The organism is Streptomyces sp. NPDC018833 (genome assembly GCF_044390825.1).
In the GTDB taxonomy this organism is placed as follows: Bacteria; Actinomycetota; Actinomycetes; order Streptomycetales; family Streptomycetaceae; genus Streptomyces.
This window is the reverse complement of record NZ_JBIRZM010000005.1, coordinates 102,692-115,730: the sequence shown is the minus strand read 5'-3', so window position 1 is coordinate 115,730 and position 13,039 is coordinate 102,692. Positions and strand designations below refer to the sequence as shown.

Below are 13,039 nucleotides of genomic sequence, written 5' to 3'. Positions count from 1 at the left end.
CCCCTGTCGCCCGGGGGGGGGGCGGCCCCGCGGGGGGGTGTCTCCGGCGCCGCCCCCCCATAGGCTGCGCCCGCGCGCGCCGGCCCGGGGGGGGCCCCCCCGGGGGGGCGCCCCCGGACCTGGCCGTTCCGGGGCCGCCTGCTCCTCCGGGCCGGCCCGGCAGGGCGCTGCGCGCCGCAGTGGCCTCGGGCCGTTGCGCCATGGGGACGACCGTCGCCCGCCGGTCCGGCGGGCACACCCGATCCGGTCGGGCCGGTGTGCCAGTGTGCAGCCATGCGGCTTGCAAGCATGATCCCTGTGGCGGTCGCCGCCCTGGTCGGCGGATTGCTCGTCGGCTCGTGCGACACGGGCGACGGAGCCGTGGATCACGAACGGAGCATGCCCGGGCAGACAGCTGTACAGGTCGAGCGGTTGACGGTCCGGGTCGTCGAGACCCTGCCTCATGATCCGACGGCGTTCACCCAGGGCCTGGAGATGGCTCACGGCATGCTCTACGAGAGCACGGGCGTGCCTGGCCGCTCGACGATCAGGGCCGGTCGGCCCGGCACCCCGCCGGCGCGGCGCGCCAAGCTGCCACCACCGTTGTTCGGCGAGGGAATCACCGTCATGGGGCCGACGCTCTGGCAGCTCACCTGGCGGAACGGCATCGCTATCGAGAGGGACGCCGGGACGCTGGCCGAACTGCGCCGGGTGCCGTACGAGGGGGAAGGCTGGGGAGTATGCCACCAGCGGCACCGCGGCCGGCTCGTGACGACAGACGGCACCTCCCGGCTCGTCTTCCGGGACCCCCGAACTCTCAAGAAGCGTGGCGAGGCCGCCGTCACCACCCAGGGGCGGCCGGTCGGACGGCTGAACGAGCTGGAATGCGTCGGCGACGTCGTGTACGCGAACGTCTGGCCCACCGATCGGGTCGTACGCATCGACTCCCGCTCCGGTGCGGTGACCGGTGACATCGCCGTTCCGTCACTGCTGAACGAAGCCGAGAGACGGCACGCGGACGTCCTGAACGGCATTGCCGCGGTTCCGGGGACCGAGCAGTTCCTGCTGACGGGCAAGTGGTGGCCCAGGATGTTCCGGGTCGTATTCGTCCCGGCGGGCGGTGACAGTTAGTCATGATGCCTCGCCAGGCCGTGACGCTGAGTATCTGATGCGCTCAGAGCCTGCCGGCGGGCAATGCCAGGGTGGCCGGCGCAGGTCCTGTCCTAGGCTCTGGGAGAGCGCCTTTTCCGTTGCGCCGGCCGCGGCTCAGACGTCGGTGGGTGTCACCGGGATCTCCGCCCAGACCTGCTTGCCGCCGCTGAGCGGCACCGAGCCCCAGTCCGTGCTCATCGCCTCGACGATGAGCAGGCCCCGGCCGCCGGTCGCCTCCCAGTCCACGTTGGCCGGCTTGACCGGGCTGCGCGGTGACGCGTCGTTCACCGCGATCCTCAGCCGGTCCGCCGACAGGGTCAGATTGAGCCGGACCTCGCCCCTGGTGTGCGTGATGGCGTTCGTGACCAGCTCGGACACCACCAGCAGGGCCACGTCCGCCATGTCCGGCACGCCCCACGCACGCAGCGTCCGCGCCGTGAAGCGGCGTGCGTGCATCACGGCGTCCGGCAGCCGCCACACCGTCCAGTGGGTCCGTTCGGGGCGGGCCCGGCTGCCGTCGTAGCGCAGCAGCAGTACGGCCACGTCGTCGTCGCGGCCGTCGGCGCTGCCCAGCAGTGCGTCGGCGACCCGGCCCGTGTCTGCCGGGTCGGCCGCCGCGAGGACCTCGCGGACGCGGCGCATGCCGTCATCGAGCGCGAGATGCGCGGACTCGACGAGACCGTCCGTGAGCATCGTGAGCAGCGTTCCTGGGGCCAGGCCGGCCTCCGTCATGGGGAACTCGGCATCTTCCAGCACACCCAGCGGCGGCCCGCCCTCGACCCCCAGTTCCTGCGTCGTCCCGTCGGGGTGGCGCAGGACGGGCGGCAGGTGTCCGGCCCGTACGAACCTCGCGTTGCCCTCCTCCATGTCCAGCTCGCAGTAGAGGCAGGTGGCGAACAGGTCCGTCTCCATGCCCATGAGCAGCCGGTTGGCGCGCGCGACCACCACGTCCGGCGGATGGCCCTCCACCGCGTACGCGCGCACCGCCGTGCGCATCTGGCCCATGATCGTCGCGGCCGCGGCGCTGTGGCCCTGGACGTCGCCGATGACGAACGCCACATGGCCGTCGCTCAGCGGGATCACGTCGTACCAGTCGCCGCCCACCTCCAGGCCCACCGTCGCCGGCAGATAGCGGGCGACGGCGACCCCGCCGGGCAGCGCCGGGAGCTTGCGGGGCAGCAGGCTGCGCTGGAGCATCGTCGCCAGCTCGTGGCCGGCGTCCAGCGCGTGCGCGCGGGTCAGGGCCTGGCCCACCAGGCCCGCCACCGCGGTCAGCAGCGAGCGCTCCTCCGGGCCGAACCCGTGGGACTCCTCCCAGCCCACCAGGCACACGCCGACCATGCGGCCGTCGGCGGGCAGCGGCAGCACCGCAAGGCCGCCCGGCCCGATCCCGGCCAGGCCCGCTTCGAGACCGGCACCCGAGGGCCACAGGCTCAGGTGGCCCTCGCGCAGTGAGCTCTGCAGCGTCGGCAGGGCGTTGCACGACGCGTCCGGCCATTCGGAACGCCATTCGGATTGCCACAGCTGCGGCCAGGACTGGTGGTCCGGCGGGTCCAGAGCCGTGACGAAGAGCCGGTCGGCCTCCAGCTCCGCCACCGCGATCCGGTCGGCGTCCAGCCGGCCGCGCAGGGTGGAGACGACCAGCCGGCTGACCTCCCGTACGGTCGTGGCCCCGGCCAGCTTCGCGGACAGCTCCTGCACGACCGCGACCTCGTCGGCGGTGGGACGCAAGTAGGCGGCGTCGGCGACGACGCCGAGTATGCGCTCCGGTGTCCCATCGGCGCCGAACCGCAGCCGGCACCGCAGCCCGAGCCAGCGCAGCTCACCGCCTGGACGCCGGACGCGGAACGCCAACTGGCCTCCCGCCGCCGCCAGTCGGCCGGGCTCCACGATCTCCATGAGTGCCGGGACGTCGTCCGGCACCGCGCAGGCGAGCAGGGTCTCCGCCCGGCCGTCGAACCGCTCGGGCGGCATGCCGAGCAGCGTCAGCATCTGCGGGTCGGCGTCCATCGCGCCGGTGCTCAGCGTCAGCGTGAACGCGCCGCCCTGCGGCGGCACCAGGGACGGGCCGTGCGACCGCGGCTCCGCCCGGCCGGGGGAGCGGGCCGCGGCCGCTTCGAGCCCGGCCGCGACCTGATCGGCGTACAGCTCCAGCAGTGTGCGGCGGTCGGTGTCGAATCCGTCGCCGACCTCGCCCGCGACCAGGAGGCAGCCCAGTTCCCGCGCGCCGCGGCCCAGCGGCAGCGCGCCCAGGGACAGGGCGCCGTGGGGGAAGCCGGGCCCGGGGCGCAGGAAGGGCGCGTCCGCGCCCGTACCGTACGCCTCGACGTCCGACGGTCGCAGCCACAGCGGCCGGCCCGCGCGGTAGGCCAGCGCGGCGGGGGACCGGCTGGTCAGCGGTACCTGTGCCGGCAGCCCGTGCGTCGCGCCGCGATCCCCGGCCACCTCGGCCAGGCGCAGACCGTGGCGCTCCTCGGCCAGCACGTAGACAGCCGCCAGCTCGGCCCCGCAGAACGCAAAGTCTTGCCTTGTCAAAGTTTGTACCGCCTCCGTGCGCGGACAGGCGTCACCTGTCTTCCATGCTGCCGTTCACCGGACGTCCCCAGCTAGTCGGACGTCAGGACGAGGCAGACGAAGAGAGACGAAGCGAGACGAAGAGAGGGAGCAGGGACTGAATGATGCCCGCGCAGGCGGCCAGGGGAAGCCCTCCTACGACAAGTGGGCGAAATGTCCGCACGGGGAGGCGGTTTCCAGGAGCCGGCGGACGGCGAGGGCGGCGGCGAAATGTTCGGGGAGGCGGTCCCACGAAAGGCGGTGACCCGTGGCTGGAGAGCTTCAGGGGGTCGCCGGGACGACCAGCCGCTCCCGGCCAGGCGGCACCAGCCGCATCGTCCGCTCCAGCCACGCGGTCAGTGCCACGGCGGGCGCGCGCAGCACGGCGTTCCCCTCGGGCGTCGACAGCGAGATGCAGACCGCGCCGCCCTCCCCGTGGACGCCGACGGGCCAGATCCGTACGTCCCCATCGCCGCTCGGCCGGTACACCCCGTCGATGAGCAGGTCCCGCCCGAACGTCCAGGCGATCGGGTCGGGCGTGTCGATGTGGAAGGCGATGTGGACGGCGTACGGGTCGCTGACGCGGTACGTCAGCCGGGTCGGCACGGCCACCGGGGTGCGCGCGGCCGGCTGGGCGGCGAGTACGAGGACGAACTCCAGCTCACGCTCCACGACCGTGCGCGCGTCCGGCGCATCCTCCAGGAAATCGGTCGGGGGCGCAGGCACTTGACGGGCCTCCTCACCCATGCTGTCACGGCGGCTGCCGCTCCCGGTGTCGGCCACCCAGCTCGGCCTGCTGCCACCGCCGACGACGCCGATCCGCTGCCGCCGCCCGGCGAGGGACACGACCCGCTGGAGGCGCTCGACGCGCTCGCCGGGGCGGACATCGAGCGGAGCCGTGGTCCCGCACCGTCCCCTACAGCGTCGCGGCCGCCGGCCTTCCCCTGGACGCCCGCGCGGCCGGTGAGGCGCCACATGGCCGGGTACAGCAGTGCAACGGCACCGCCGGAGAGACGGAAGTGGCGGCCGTACGCGAGATGACGCGGCTGTTCACCGCCGTGGACGAGCGGTTCGGCGGACAGCACGGACGCACCGCACTGGTGCAGTACCTCAGAAGCGACGTGGCCGCGCTGTGCCGTGCCCGCTTCCGGACCGAGGACCTCAGGCGGCAGATGCTGTCCGCCGGGGCGTGCGTGGCCTACCTGGCCGGCTGGAAGGCGTACGACGCGGGTGAAGCGGGCCTCGCCCAGCGCTATTACCTCCAGGCGTACGCCCTGACCCCCGAGGCGGACAACGACCTGCACGGCGCGTTCGTCCTGCGCGTCCTCGCCCACCACGGCATGGAGGTGGGCCGGCCCGAGCACTCGCTCGACCTCATCGACGAAGCGCTCCGCCGTGTGCGGGGCCATACGGACCCCGCGACCGAGTCTCTGTACGTCGTCACCCGCGCCCGAGCGCTCGCCATGGCCGGCCGCGGGCGGGAGGCCGTGGCCGAGGCGGCGCGGGCCGCCCGGATCGTCGAGGGCGCGGACGAGCGGGAGATGCCCTTCTAAGCGGCCCTGTGGGGATCGGCGAGCGCCTGCGTGGGCAACCACACGGCCAAGGCCGCCGAGCACTTGGGCTCCTACGACGTCGCCGAACGGCACTTCAGCCACGCCGTGTGGAACCGCTCCGGCGGTGAACACCGGCGCATCACCGCGCTGAGCGTCGCCCACGCCGGGACGATGCAGTGCCGCCAGGGCCTGGTGGAGCAGGGGGACCGGGGCCGTCCTGCTGGCCGGCGAGCACGCGCCGCCCGGACGCCGCGGGCTGTGGGCCTCGTTCCCGCAGACCGGGCCGGCGATCGGCTTCCTGTGCGCGAACGGCTGCGTCCTGGCACTCTCCGCGGCACTCACCCCCGAGCGGTTCCTCGCCTGGGGCTGGCGCGTGCCCTTCTGGGGCGCGGGGATCCTCACCCTGATCGGCTTCCTGCTGCGGTCCCGCATCGTCGAGACGCCGGTCTTCCAGGGACTCGCGCGCGAGGACGCCCTCGCACGCTCCCCGCTGCGGGCCGTCCTGCGGCGGCACGGGGGGCGCGTGGTGCTTGTGGCGGCGCGGTGATGTGCACGTACGCCGTGCATTACACCGCCACGGTCTGGGCGATGTCCCACATCACCGGCCGGCCGGGCTTCACCCGCGGCGGGACGCTGCTGTGCATCATGGCGGCGATGGCCGTGATGGCCGCCGCCACACCCCTCGCCGCGACGCTCGGTGACCGTTACGGCGGACGCCGGCTCAGCATCGTCGGCTGCGTCGCGATGGGCGTCCTCACCGTGCCGTATCTGGTCCTGCTGCACCGGGGTGGACTGCCGACGGTGTGGGCCTGCACGACCGTGCTGCTCCTCGCCCTCATCACCATGCTCGGCGTGCAGGGCATGTACATCCCGGAGCTGTTCGAGCCGCGGCTGCGCACGTCGGGGACGGCGATCTCGTACAACCTGGGGGCGGTGCTCGGCGGAGCGCTCACGCCCCTGATCAACAGCCGGTTGTCGCAGACGAGGGCGTGCCGTGGGCCGTGGCGGCGTATCTGGTGGGCGTGTGCGCGGTGAGCCTGCTGTGCCTGCTGCGGCTGCCGGCCAGGCATGCATCGTCGGCGTCGGCGTCGGCGTCGGTGTCCGGTTCGGTGTCCGGTTCGGTGTCGGCTCCGGTGTCGGGCCCGGCCTCGGCTTCCGACAGTCCGACGCCCGGCTGACCGACTCAGGCCAGGAGGGCGCGGTGGCCGGTCCTGGCGTCGGAGCACGGCGGGGCGGGAGGGACGGGTAGGCCGTACGGCCCCGTTCCGCTGCACGCCGCGCCGCCGGGCTGTGACGCTGGGGGAATGCAGCGAGGTTCCGACCATGTGAAGGTCCGCCGGGTCTACGACACACCGGACCCGGACGACGGCGTACGCGTACTCGTCGACCGGCTCTGGCCGCGCGGACTGGCCAAGACCGAGGCCCGCGTCGACGAGTGGCCGAAGGCCCTCACGCCGTCGACGGAGCTGCGCCGTTGGTACCACGGCCCGGACGGCACGTACGAGCAGTTCTGCCGGCGCTACGAGGCCGAACTCGCCGAACCCGCAGCGGCCGAGGCCCTTCAGCGGCTCAGGGACCTCGCGGCCGACGGGCCACTGACCCTGCTCACGGCGGCCAAGGATCCCGGCACGAGTCATGCGTCGGTGCTGCTGCGCCTGCTCGGCGCCCGGCGGTAGCTCGCATCCGCTGGCCCTGACGGGTGGATATGGAGTCCCTACCTCCGCCGACGGGCCCTTCACGGCCGCCGCGCGGGTCGTGCACGATGGCCGGACGTACCACCGCGAGTGAACCCACCACTGCGAGCCCGGCGCGACCAGGGCGGATCCGGTCCCGGCGCCGCTCCGGCCATCGCCGATCCCAGGAGGCGCCGCGTGGCGAGCAAGGACCATGCCCGGCTGGACGAGTTGCAGCGCGACCCCTACCCGCTCTACGCCCGCGCCCGTGAGGCCGAGGGCCTCACCTTCGTGCCGGAGCTCCGCGCCTGGCTGGTCGCCCGCGATGCGGACGTTCGCGAAGTGCTGCGCCGCGCCGACGACTTCTCCTCCGAACGCGCCCTGCTGCCGGACGTGCTGCCCTCGCCCGCGGCCCAACAGGTGCTCGCCAAGGGCTACGGCAAGCGGCCCACCGTCGTCTCCACCGACGGAGCCGCGCACCGGCGACACCGCGCCCCGCTCAACCAAGCCCTTTCGGCCGGGCGCGTCGCCGCGCTCGTCCCCTACGCGGCAGAGCAGGCCGAGGCACTCGTCGACGCCTTCGCGGACGACGGCCGGGCCGAGCTGATGTCGGCGTACGCGCGCAGGCTGCCGGGGCAGGTCGCCGGCCGCCTCATCGGCATCGACCCGGCCGATGTGCCCGCCGCGGTCCACGGCGGCTACCGGGCCGAGCAGTTGCTGTTCCGCCCGATGGAGGAGGACGAGCAGGTCGCGGCCGCCGAGGACGTGGTCGCGCTGCAGACCATGCTCGACCGGTACATCCGGGACCGGCGGGCCGCCCCGCGCGACGACCTGCTGTCGGCCATGGTCGCGGCGCTCGCGCCGGGCAGCGGCGAACCTACCCTCGACCAGCGCCACGAACTCGTCTCCAGCTTCCAGAACTTCCTGATCGCCGGGCACCTGACCACCACCGCGCTCATCGGCACGACCCTGCTGCATCTGCTGAGCGACCGCCGCCAGTGGGAGCTCGTCCGCGACGACCCGGGCCTGATCCCCGCGGCGGTCGAGGAGGCCGCCCGCTACGACACCGCCGTCCAGGGCTTCCGCCGCACCACGACCCGGCCCGTCACGGTCGCCGGCACCGAACTGCCCGCCGGGGCGACGGTGTTCGTGGCCTACGGCTCCGCCAACCGGGACGAGCGCAGGCACGACCGCCCCGACACCTTCGACGTCACCCGCCCGCTGTCCCGTCGGCATGTGGCCTTCGGCCACGGCGCGCACGGCTGCCCCGGCTCCCAGCTGGCCCGCGAGCAGCTCGCCCTGACGCTCCGTCTCCTCGTCCGGCGGCTGCCCGGACTGAGGCTGGACGAGGACGGGCCGCGGCCGGTGATGCGCCCGACTCTGATCCACCGCTCGCCGGAGGCGCTGCACGTCCGCTGGTGAAGCGGCCGTACAGGTCAGCCGTGGGACCGCGCCGCCGGGGCGGCCGGACCGGTCAGCCGGGGAGCCTCGGTGGCAGCGTCGACCGGGCCCGTCAGCCGGTCCGCCAGCTGCCGGGCCCACCGGGTCACGCCCGGCACATCGATCCCGTACGGCCCTTGGAACGGGGTGATCCGGTCAGCCCCGCGCAGCAGCAGCCGGGCGCCGCCCGCCGTGTTGCCGCGGGCGGCGTGGGTGAGGCCGACCGCGAGCTGCGCGAGCCCTCGCCACAGCTCGCGCTCGTGCGCCGGGCCGGACTTCCAGGCGTCCTCGAAGACCTCGTGGGCGTGGAAGGGCATGCCCGCGTCCAGCAGTCGCTGCGCCTCGACCACGGTCTCGGGCCCGCTCCGCCGCACCCCCTCGGGCTGCCGCTCCACGCCCGGCGTCCCGTACGGGAGAGGCCGGCCGAGCCCGTCGCGTGGGCGGGCATTGCGGGCCCGCCCTTCTTCGTCGCGATCCCGCCCAGGCCGTGCGCTGCGTACATCGTCCATACCGCGATTGTCCCCTGCCGCGGCGTCGCCCCGCCGGTCCTGGTCCCCAGCAGCCCCTGCCCCGGTGGTCCTGGCGCCTTGGCGCGTCGTGCCCGGCCGGAACTGGCACCACTGCGGTCCTGCGCTCCGGCACCACGCCGTCCGAGCGCCCCGTTGTTTCTCCCACGACGGCCCGCGTTCCAGCGGCTGGGGTTTCTCGGGCCACCGGCGGTCCGGCCGTGCGGCAGCGTGGTGATCCGGCGTTTCCGGCTTACCGAACCCGGCGCGTCCATGCCGCCCTCGGCCCCGGGATTTCTGCGTCGCGCCGGCCCGATCGCGCCCCGTGTCCGGGCGCTGTCCAAGATCCAGCCCTGCCGGAACGCGTCCGCGGCATCGACCCCTCCGTTCCGCCCGTACCGCGGGGTGCGCCCCATGACGCGGGCCGCGCGCCCACGCGACGGGGGGACACCGCTGCGCGAGCGGAGCCGGCGCCCCCGCGCGTCGTACCTGCGCCCCCAACAGGCGACCGGCCGGGAGCTGCCCGGCCGGCCCTGTGGAGTGTTGTATTGTTCTCTTGCGCGTCCGGCCAGGGGGAAACCCCAGGTCACACGGGCACCGGGACGTGGCGCAGCTTGGTAGCGCACTTGACTGGGGGTCAAGGGGTCGCAGGTTCAAATCCTGTCGTCCCGACTCGAAAGAGTCGCAGGTCAGAGGCCGCATCGGAGTCAATCCGATGGGGCCTCTTGATCGTTTCGGGGACCGGTTGGCGACCGGCGCACGTGGCTGTGGCTGAAGCGCACCTCGACCGGATGGAGGTGCGCTTCGGACGTTGGCGACGCGGCAGGGGAAACCGTGCGGCGTGGCGCTGTCGTAGGAGTTCGGCGTGGCGGCCGCTGGGACATGTTGCCCGCACCGCCCGCGTGTGAGCCGACAGCATCGTGAATCAGAATGTGGCGCTTCAGCTGCTCAAGCTGGAAGGGGCCGTCGTCAGCACCTATCTGCAGGGGTTCCACAGCGCCGTCATCTCAGGCAGGGTAACGGTCTGCGCGATGAGGTTCTGCGTCTGACGGGCTGCGGCCCTTGGGCGCTGCCCCCGCTGCCGCCATCAGCCACGTCGCGTTCTGCGTCGTCCCGTCGGCGACAACACATGACAGTGTGACGAAGTGCCGATCCGAACGGATCGGCCCTCTTTTCCGCCACCGTGGCCAGAGGCCGCGGACGTCGCCCGCGTCCCACCCCCGGCCACGCGAGGCGTCTCCGTGCGATGCCCGGGCCGGGCGGTCAGCTGTTGAGCGCCGTCGCCAGCTGGGACCGTGAGCGGACGTCCAGCTTCTGGTAGATACGGGTCAGCCGCGCCTCGACCGTCTTCACGCTCAGGTAAAGCTTCGCCGCGGCCTCCTGGTTGCTCGCCCCCTGGCCCACCAGCCGTGCCAGCCGCAGCTCCGCGTCGGTCAGGGCCGACAGGGCACCCCGCGCGGCAGGCGTCTGCTCGGCCGGGGCCGTGGGGGTCTCCGTCGCCAGGCCCAGCCACGGCACGGCGCCCGCCCGTTCGAAGACGATGGCCGCGGCCTGCAACGCGCTTGCCGCCGCCGACCGCCTGCGGCGGCGGCGTTCCACGCGGGCGAGCGTGATGAGCGACCGACCGCGTTCCAGCGGCAGACCCGCCGTTCCGTACCGTTCGGCGACCTCCGTCAGCAGCGCCGCCGCCTCGTCCGCGCAGCCGCTCGCGGCGAGGAGCACGGCGTGCGCCCGGTCGCAGGCCAGCAGCACCGTCGTGCGGCCGAGGCGCTCGGCGACCGGGCGGACGTCCGCGAGCAGCGCGCCCGCCTCCTCCGGCGCGTCGACAGCCACCAGGGCCTCGGCGAGCTCCTCGTGCCAGCGAAGCATCGACGGGTCGACGGTCGCCTGGGCCCGCTCGCTCACCTGCACCCGGCGCAGCGTCTCCTGGGCGGTGGCGACGTCACCGGAGAGCAACTGGACCCGGCCGAGCGCGTAGAGGCTGCGTGAGAGGAAGACGTGGTCTCCCTCCTCCTCCGAGGCCTGGGCGCTGCGCCGTGCGTAACTCGCCGCCCGCGCGAAACTGCCTCCGGCCGTCTCGGCGAGAGCCAGGGTGTACCAGGCGGGCCCCGGGGAGAGTCCCGCCTCCAGCGTGAGGGCGAGTGAGCGTCCCGCGTGCGCGAGCGCCGCCGCGCACTGGCCCCGCCGGGCCTCGACCTCCGCGAGCGTATGGAGCAGCTCGATCGTGTCCTCCACCGAACCGCGGCGCTCGACGAGCGGCAGCAGCGCACCGAGCTGGTCGCGGGCCTCGGTGAGGCGGTCGTCGAACATGGCGTGACGGATCGTCAGGATCTGGGCGGCGTTGCGGATGCCGAGCGGACGCTCCACCCTTTCGAGCGCGCGCGCCTCGGCGAGCACGCGCTCCGCGTCCGGCGACCCGAGCACCCGGTCCATGCGTGCCTGCACGGTCAGCGCCTTGGCCGCCGTGGCGCGGTCGCCCACGGATGCGGCGAGCTCCGCCGATTCCACGGCCGCCGCGCGTGAGCGCACGGGATCGCCGTCGGCCAGTACGTGCTTGACCGCGAGCCGCAGCTGGACCGCGGCCCGGAGCCCCGTGTCGCCCTCGGAGTCCTCCATGGCATGGACGTAGATCTCGTCGAGGCCCGTGAGGCCCTGGCCGGCGGTGTCCAGCACCGCGAGCCTGGCCCGTACCCGGTCGGCCGGGGACGCGTCCCGTGCCAGCAGGTCCGTCGCCGCGCGCATCGCCAGATCGGCGCGGGCCGCGCGCGCCGCCTCCTCCGCCGCGTCCACGAGCCGGGCGATGCGCTGCGACGCGCCGTGCAGACCGGGAGTGGACTCGGCGGCGAGCAGGGCGAGTTCGGCGGCCAGCGTGCTGTGGCCGCGCCGCCGGGCCGTCTCCGCGGCGGCCGACACCTCGGCGGCCAGGCCCTCGTCGGGGATGTCGGTGGCCAGCGCCCGGTGTCGTACGGCCTCGACCGGGTCGTCGACGACCTCGGCGAGTGCCGCGTGACCCGAGCTGCGCTCCGCCCAGCAGGCGTCGTGGACCAGGGTCGAGGGCAGGACGCCGGCCGAGAACGCGACCGTGCCGTCCTCCGTGAGCCGGATCAGCGACGCCCGTTCCGCGGCCGCGAGATCCGCCTCGGCGGTCGGCCGTCCGGCCCGGCGGATCAGCGACGCCGACGGACGCAGAGCGAGCGCCGCGAGCAGCAGCGTGGCGCGCACGTCGGGGGAGACGGCGCCCAGCAGGCCGCGCGCCAGGTCCCGGGCGCGTCCGGACAGCGACAGGGCCTCGGCGTGGTGCACGGGCGTGCGCGCGTCCGCGAGCGATCGGCCGACGGCCAGCGCGAGCCGCGGATTGCCGCCGCTGGCCTTGTGGATACGGCCCGCCATGCGCGAGGGCAGCCGGTGGTGGATGAGGAGCTCCGCGATCTCGTCGGCCTGCAGCGGCGGCACGTTCAGCACGTCCGCCTCGGACGGCTCCCACAGCGGCTTCGCCGTCACCGGGTCCGGCCGCCCGTCCTTGAACTCGCTGCCCGTGCCGTACGCCGCCGGGGTGTCGACGGCGATCGCCCGCAGCTCGGGCGGCGCCAGACGGAGCGCGAAACGCAGCAGATCGGCACTGGCCGGGTCGATGCACTGGACCCCGTCGAGGACGAGGAGGGCCGGCCCGTCCGCGGCCAGGGTGCGCAGGATGCGGGCGAGCGCCAGGCGCAGGGCGACCGGATCCCAGCCGCCCTCCGGCATGGGCGCCTCACGGCACAGCATCGCGACAGCCGCGCGCTGAGGGCCGGGGAGCCCCTCCAGAACGTGTCCTTCGCCGCCGTCCCCGCCCTGGGCGGTCGGGACGGCAGCCGCCACGGAGGCGATGAGCGCGGCGGCGGTCGTCCCCGGGATGCCACGGTCGGCGGGCAGCGCGGCCAGCCACAGCACGGTCTCGCCCCGCGCCTCGGCGCGCGCGGCGACGGACAGGGCGACCTCCGTCTTGCCGACCCCCGGGGGACCGGTGAGCAGCGCACGTCCGCCGGTGCACAGCACACGGTCCAGGCGGGCGAGCAGTTCCGCGCGGCCGACGGGCTCGGCGCGGTATGCGACCGATGTCATGAGCCCACCACCACCTTCCGGCGTGCGCGGGCCCCCTGCCCGTTCGAGCAGAGGATACGAAGCCTGTCCCCTCAGTCCAGGT

General features: G+C 74.2%; 10 protein-coding genes and 1 tRNA gene. 7 read left to right on the top strand and 4 right to left on the bottom strand.

Annotation, left to right across the window (positions count from 1 at the left end):
• Positions 1 to 273: 273 nt before the first annotated feature.
• Entirely contained in the window at positions 274 to 1,110 is an 837-nt protein-coding gene (locus ACH5AF_RS12525) for a glutaminyl-peptide cyclotransferase (protein WP_398901569.1), read from the top strand.
• 135 nt (positions 1,111 to 1,245) lie between these two features.
• On the opposite strand, the gene ACH5AF_RS12520 is transcribed toward ACH5AF_RS12525, so the two are convergent.
• Positions 1,246 to 3,666 carry a SpoIIE family protein phosphatase gene (locus tag ACH5AF_RS12520; protein ID WP_398901568.1) on the bottom strand — a complete coding sequence of 807 codons (2,421 nt, stop codon included), beginning with the start codon at positions 3,664 to 3,666 and terminating at the stop codon, positions 1,246 to 1,248.
• 300 nt (positions 3,667 to 3,966) lie between these two features.
• Entirely contained in the window at positions 3,967 to 4,410 is a 444-nt protein-coding gene (locus ACH5AF_RS12515; protein WP_398901567.1) for an SsgA family sporulation/cell division regulator, read from the bottom strand.
• A gap of 293 nt (positions 4,411 to 4,703) precedes the next feature.
• On the opposite strand from ACH5AF_RS12515, the gene ACH5AF_RS12510 reads away from it, so the two are divergent.
• From ACH5AF_RS12510 to ACH5AF_RS12490, 5 genes are all read left to right on the top strand, one after another.
• Positions 4,704 to 5,237: a hypothetical protein gene (locus tag ACH5AF_RS12510; RefSeq protein ID WP_398901565.1), complete on the top strand. Its 534-nt coding sequence runs from the start codon at positions 4,704 to 4,706 to the stop codon at positions 5,235 to 5,237.
• A gap of 217 nt (positions 5,238 to 5,454) precedes the next feature.
• Complete coding sequence (locus ACH5AF_RS12505; RefSeq protein ID WP_398901900.1) at positions 5,455 to 5,784, top strand: MFS transporter; 330 nt, start codon at positions 5,455 to 5,457, stop codon at positions 5,782 to 5,784.
• Between the two features lie 41 nt (positions 5,785 to 5,825).
• A complete protein-coding gene (locus ACH5AF_RS12500) occupies positions 5,826 to 6,272 on the top strand; it encodes an MFS transporter (protein ID WP_398901564.1) in 447 nt (148 codons plus the stop codon).
• Between the two features lie 269 nt (positions 6,273 to 6,541).
• Entirely contained in the window at positions 6,542 to 6,913 is a 372-nt protein-coding gene (locus ACH5AF_RS12495; RefSeq protein WP_398901563.1) for a DUF488 domain-containing protein, read from the top strand.
• A gap of 195 nt (positions 6,914 to 7,108) precedes the next feature.
• A complete protein-coding gene (locus tag ACH5AF_RS12490) occupies positions 7,109 to 8,332 on the top strand; it encodes a cytochrome P450 (protein WP_398901562.1) in 1,224 nt (407 codons plus the stop codon).
• A 14-nt stretch (positions 8,333 to 8,346) separates the two neighbouring features.
• Here ACH5AF_RS12490 and ACH5AF_RS12485 read toward each other — a convergent pair whose 3' ends face one another.
• Complete coding sequence (locus ACH5AF_RS12485) at positions 8,347 to 8,859, bottom strand: DUF309 domain-containing protein (RefSeq protein WP_398901560.1); 513 nt, start codon at positions 8,857 to 8,859, stop codon at positions 8,347 to 8,349.
• A 595-nt stretch (positions 8,860 to 9,454) separates the two neighbouring features.
• On the opposite strand from ACH5AF_RS12485, the gene ACH5AF_RS12480 reads away from it, so the two are divergent.
• Positions 9,455 to 9,528, top strand: a tRNA-Pro gene (locus tag ACH5AF_RS12480).
• A 591-nt stretch (positions 9,529 to 10,119) separates the two neighbouring features.
• On the opposite strand, the gene ACH5AF_RS12475 is transcribed toward ACH5AF_RS12480, so the two are convergent.
• Positions 10,120 to 12,957, bottom strand: a complete 2,838-nt coding sequence (locus ACH5AF_RS12475; RefSeq protein ID WP_398901559.1) for an AAA family ATPase — start codon at positions 12,955 to 12,957, stop codon at positions 10,120 to 10,122.
• Between the last annotated feature and the right edge of the window lie 82 nt (positions 12,958 to 13,039).

Coding starts and splice junctions, on each gene's coding strand:
- ACH5AF_RS12525 (WP_398901569.1), top strand. CDS start 274: ATGCGGCTTGCAAGCATGATCCCTGTGGCGGTCGCCGCCCTGGTCGGC.
- ACH5AF_RS12500 (WP_398901564.1), top strand. CDS start 5,826: ATGTCCCACATCACCGGCCGGCCGGGCTTCACCCGCGGCGGGACGCTG.
- ACH5AF_RS12495 (WP_398901563.1), top strand. CDS start 6,542: ATGCAGCGAGGTTCCGACCATGTGAAGGTCCGCCGGGTCTACGACACA.
- ACH5AF_RS12485 (WP_398901560.1), bottom strand. CDS start 8,859: ATGGACGATGTACGCAGCGCACGGCCTGGGCGGGATCGCGACGAAGAA.
- ACH5AF_RS12475 (WP_398901559.1), bottom strand. CDS start 12,957: ATGACATCGGTCGCATACCGCGCCGAGCCCGTCGGCCGCGCGGAACTG.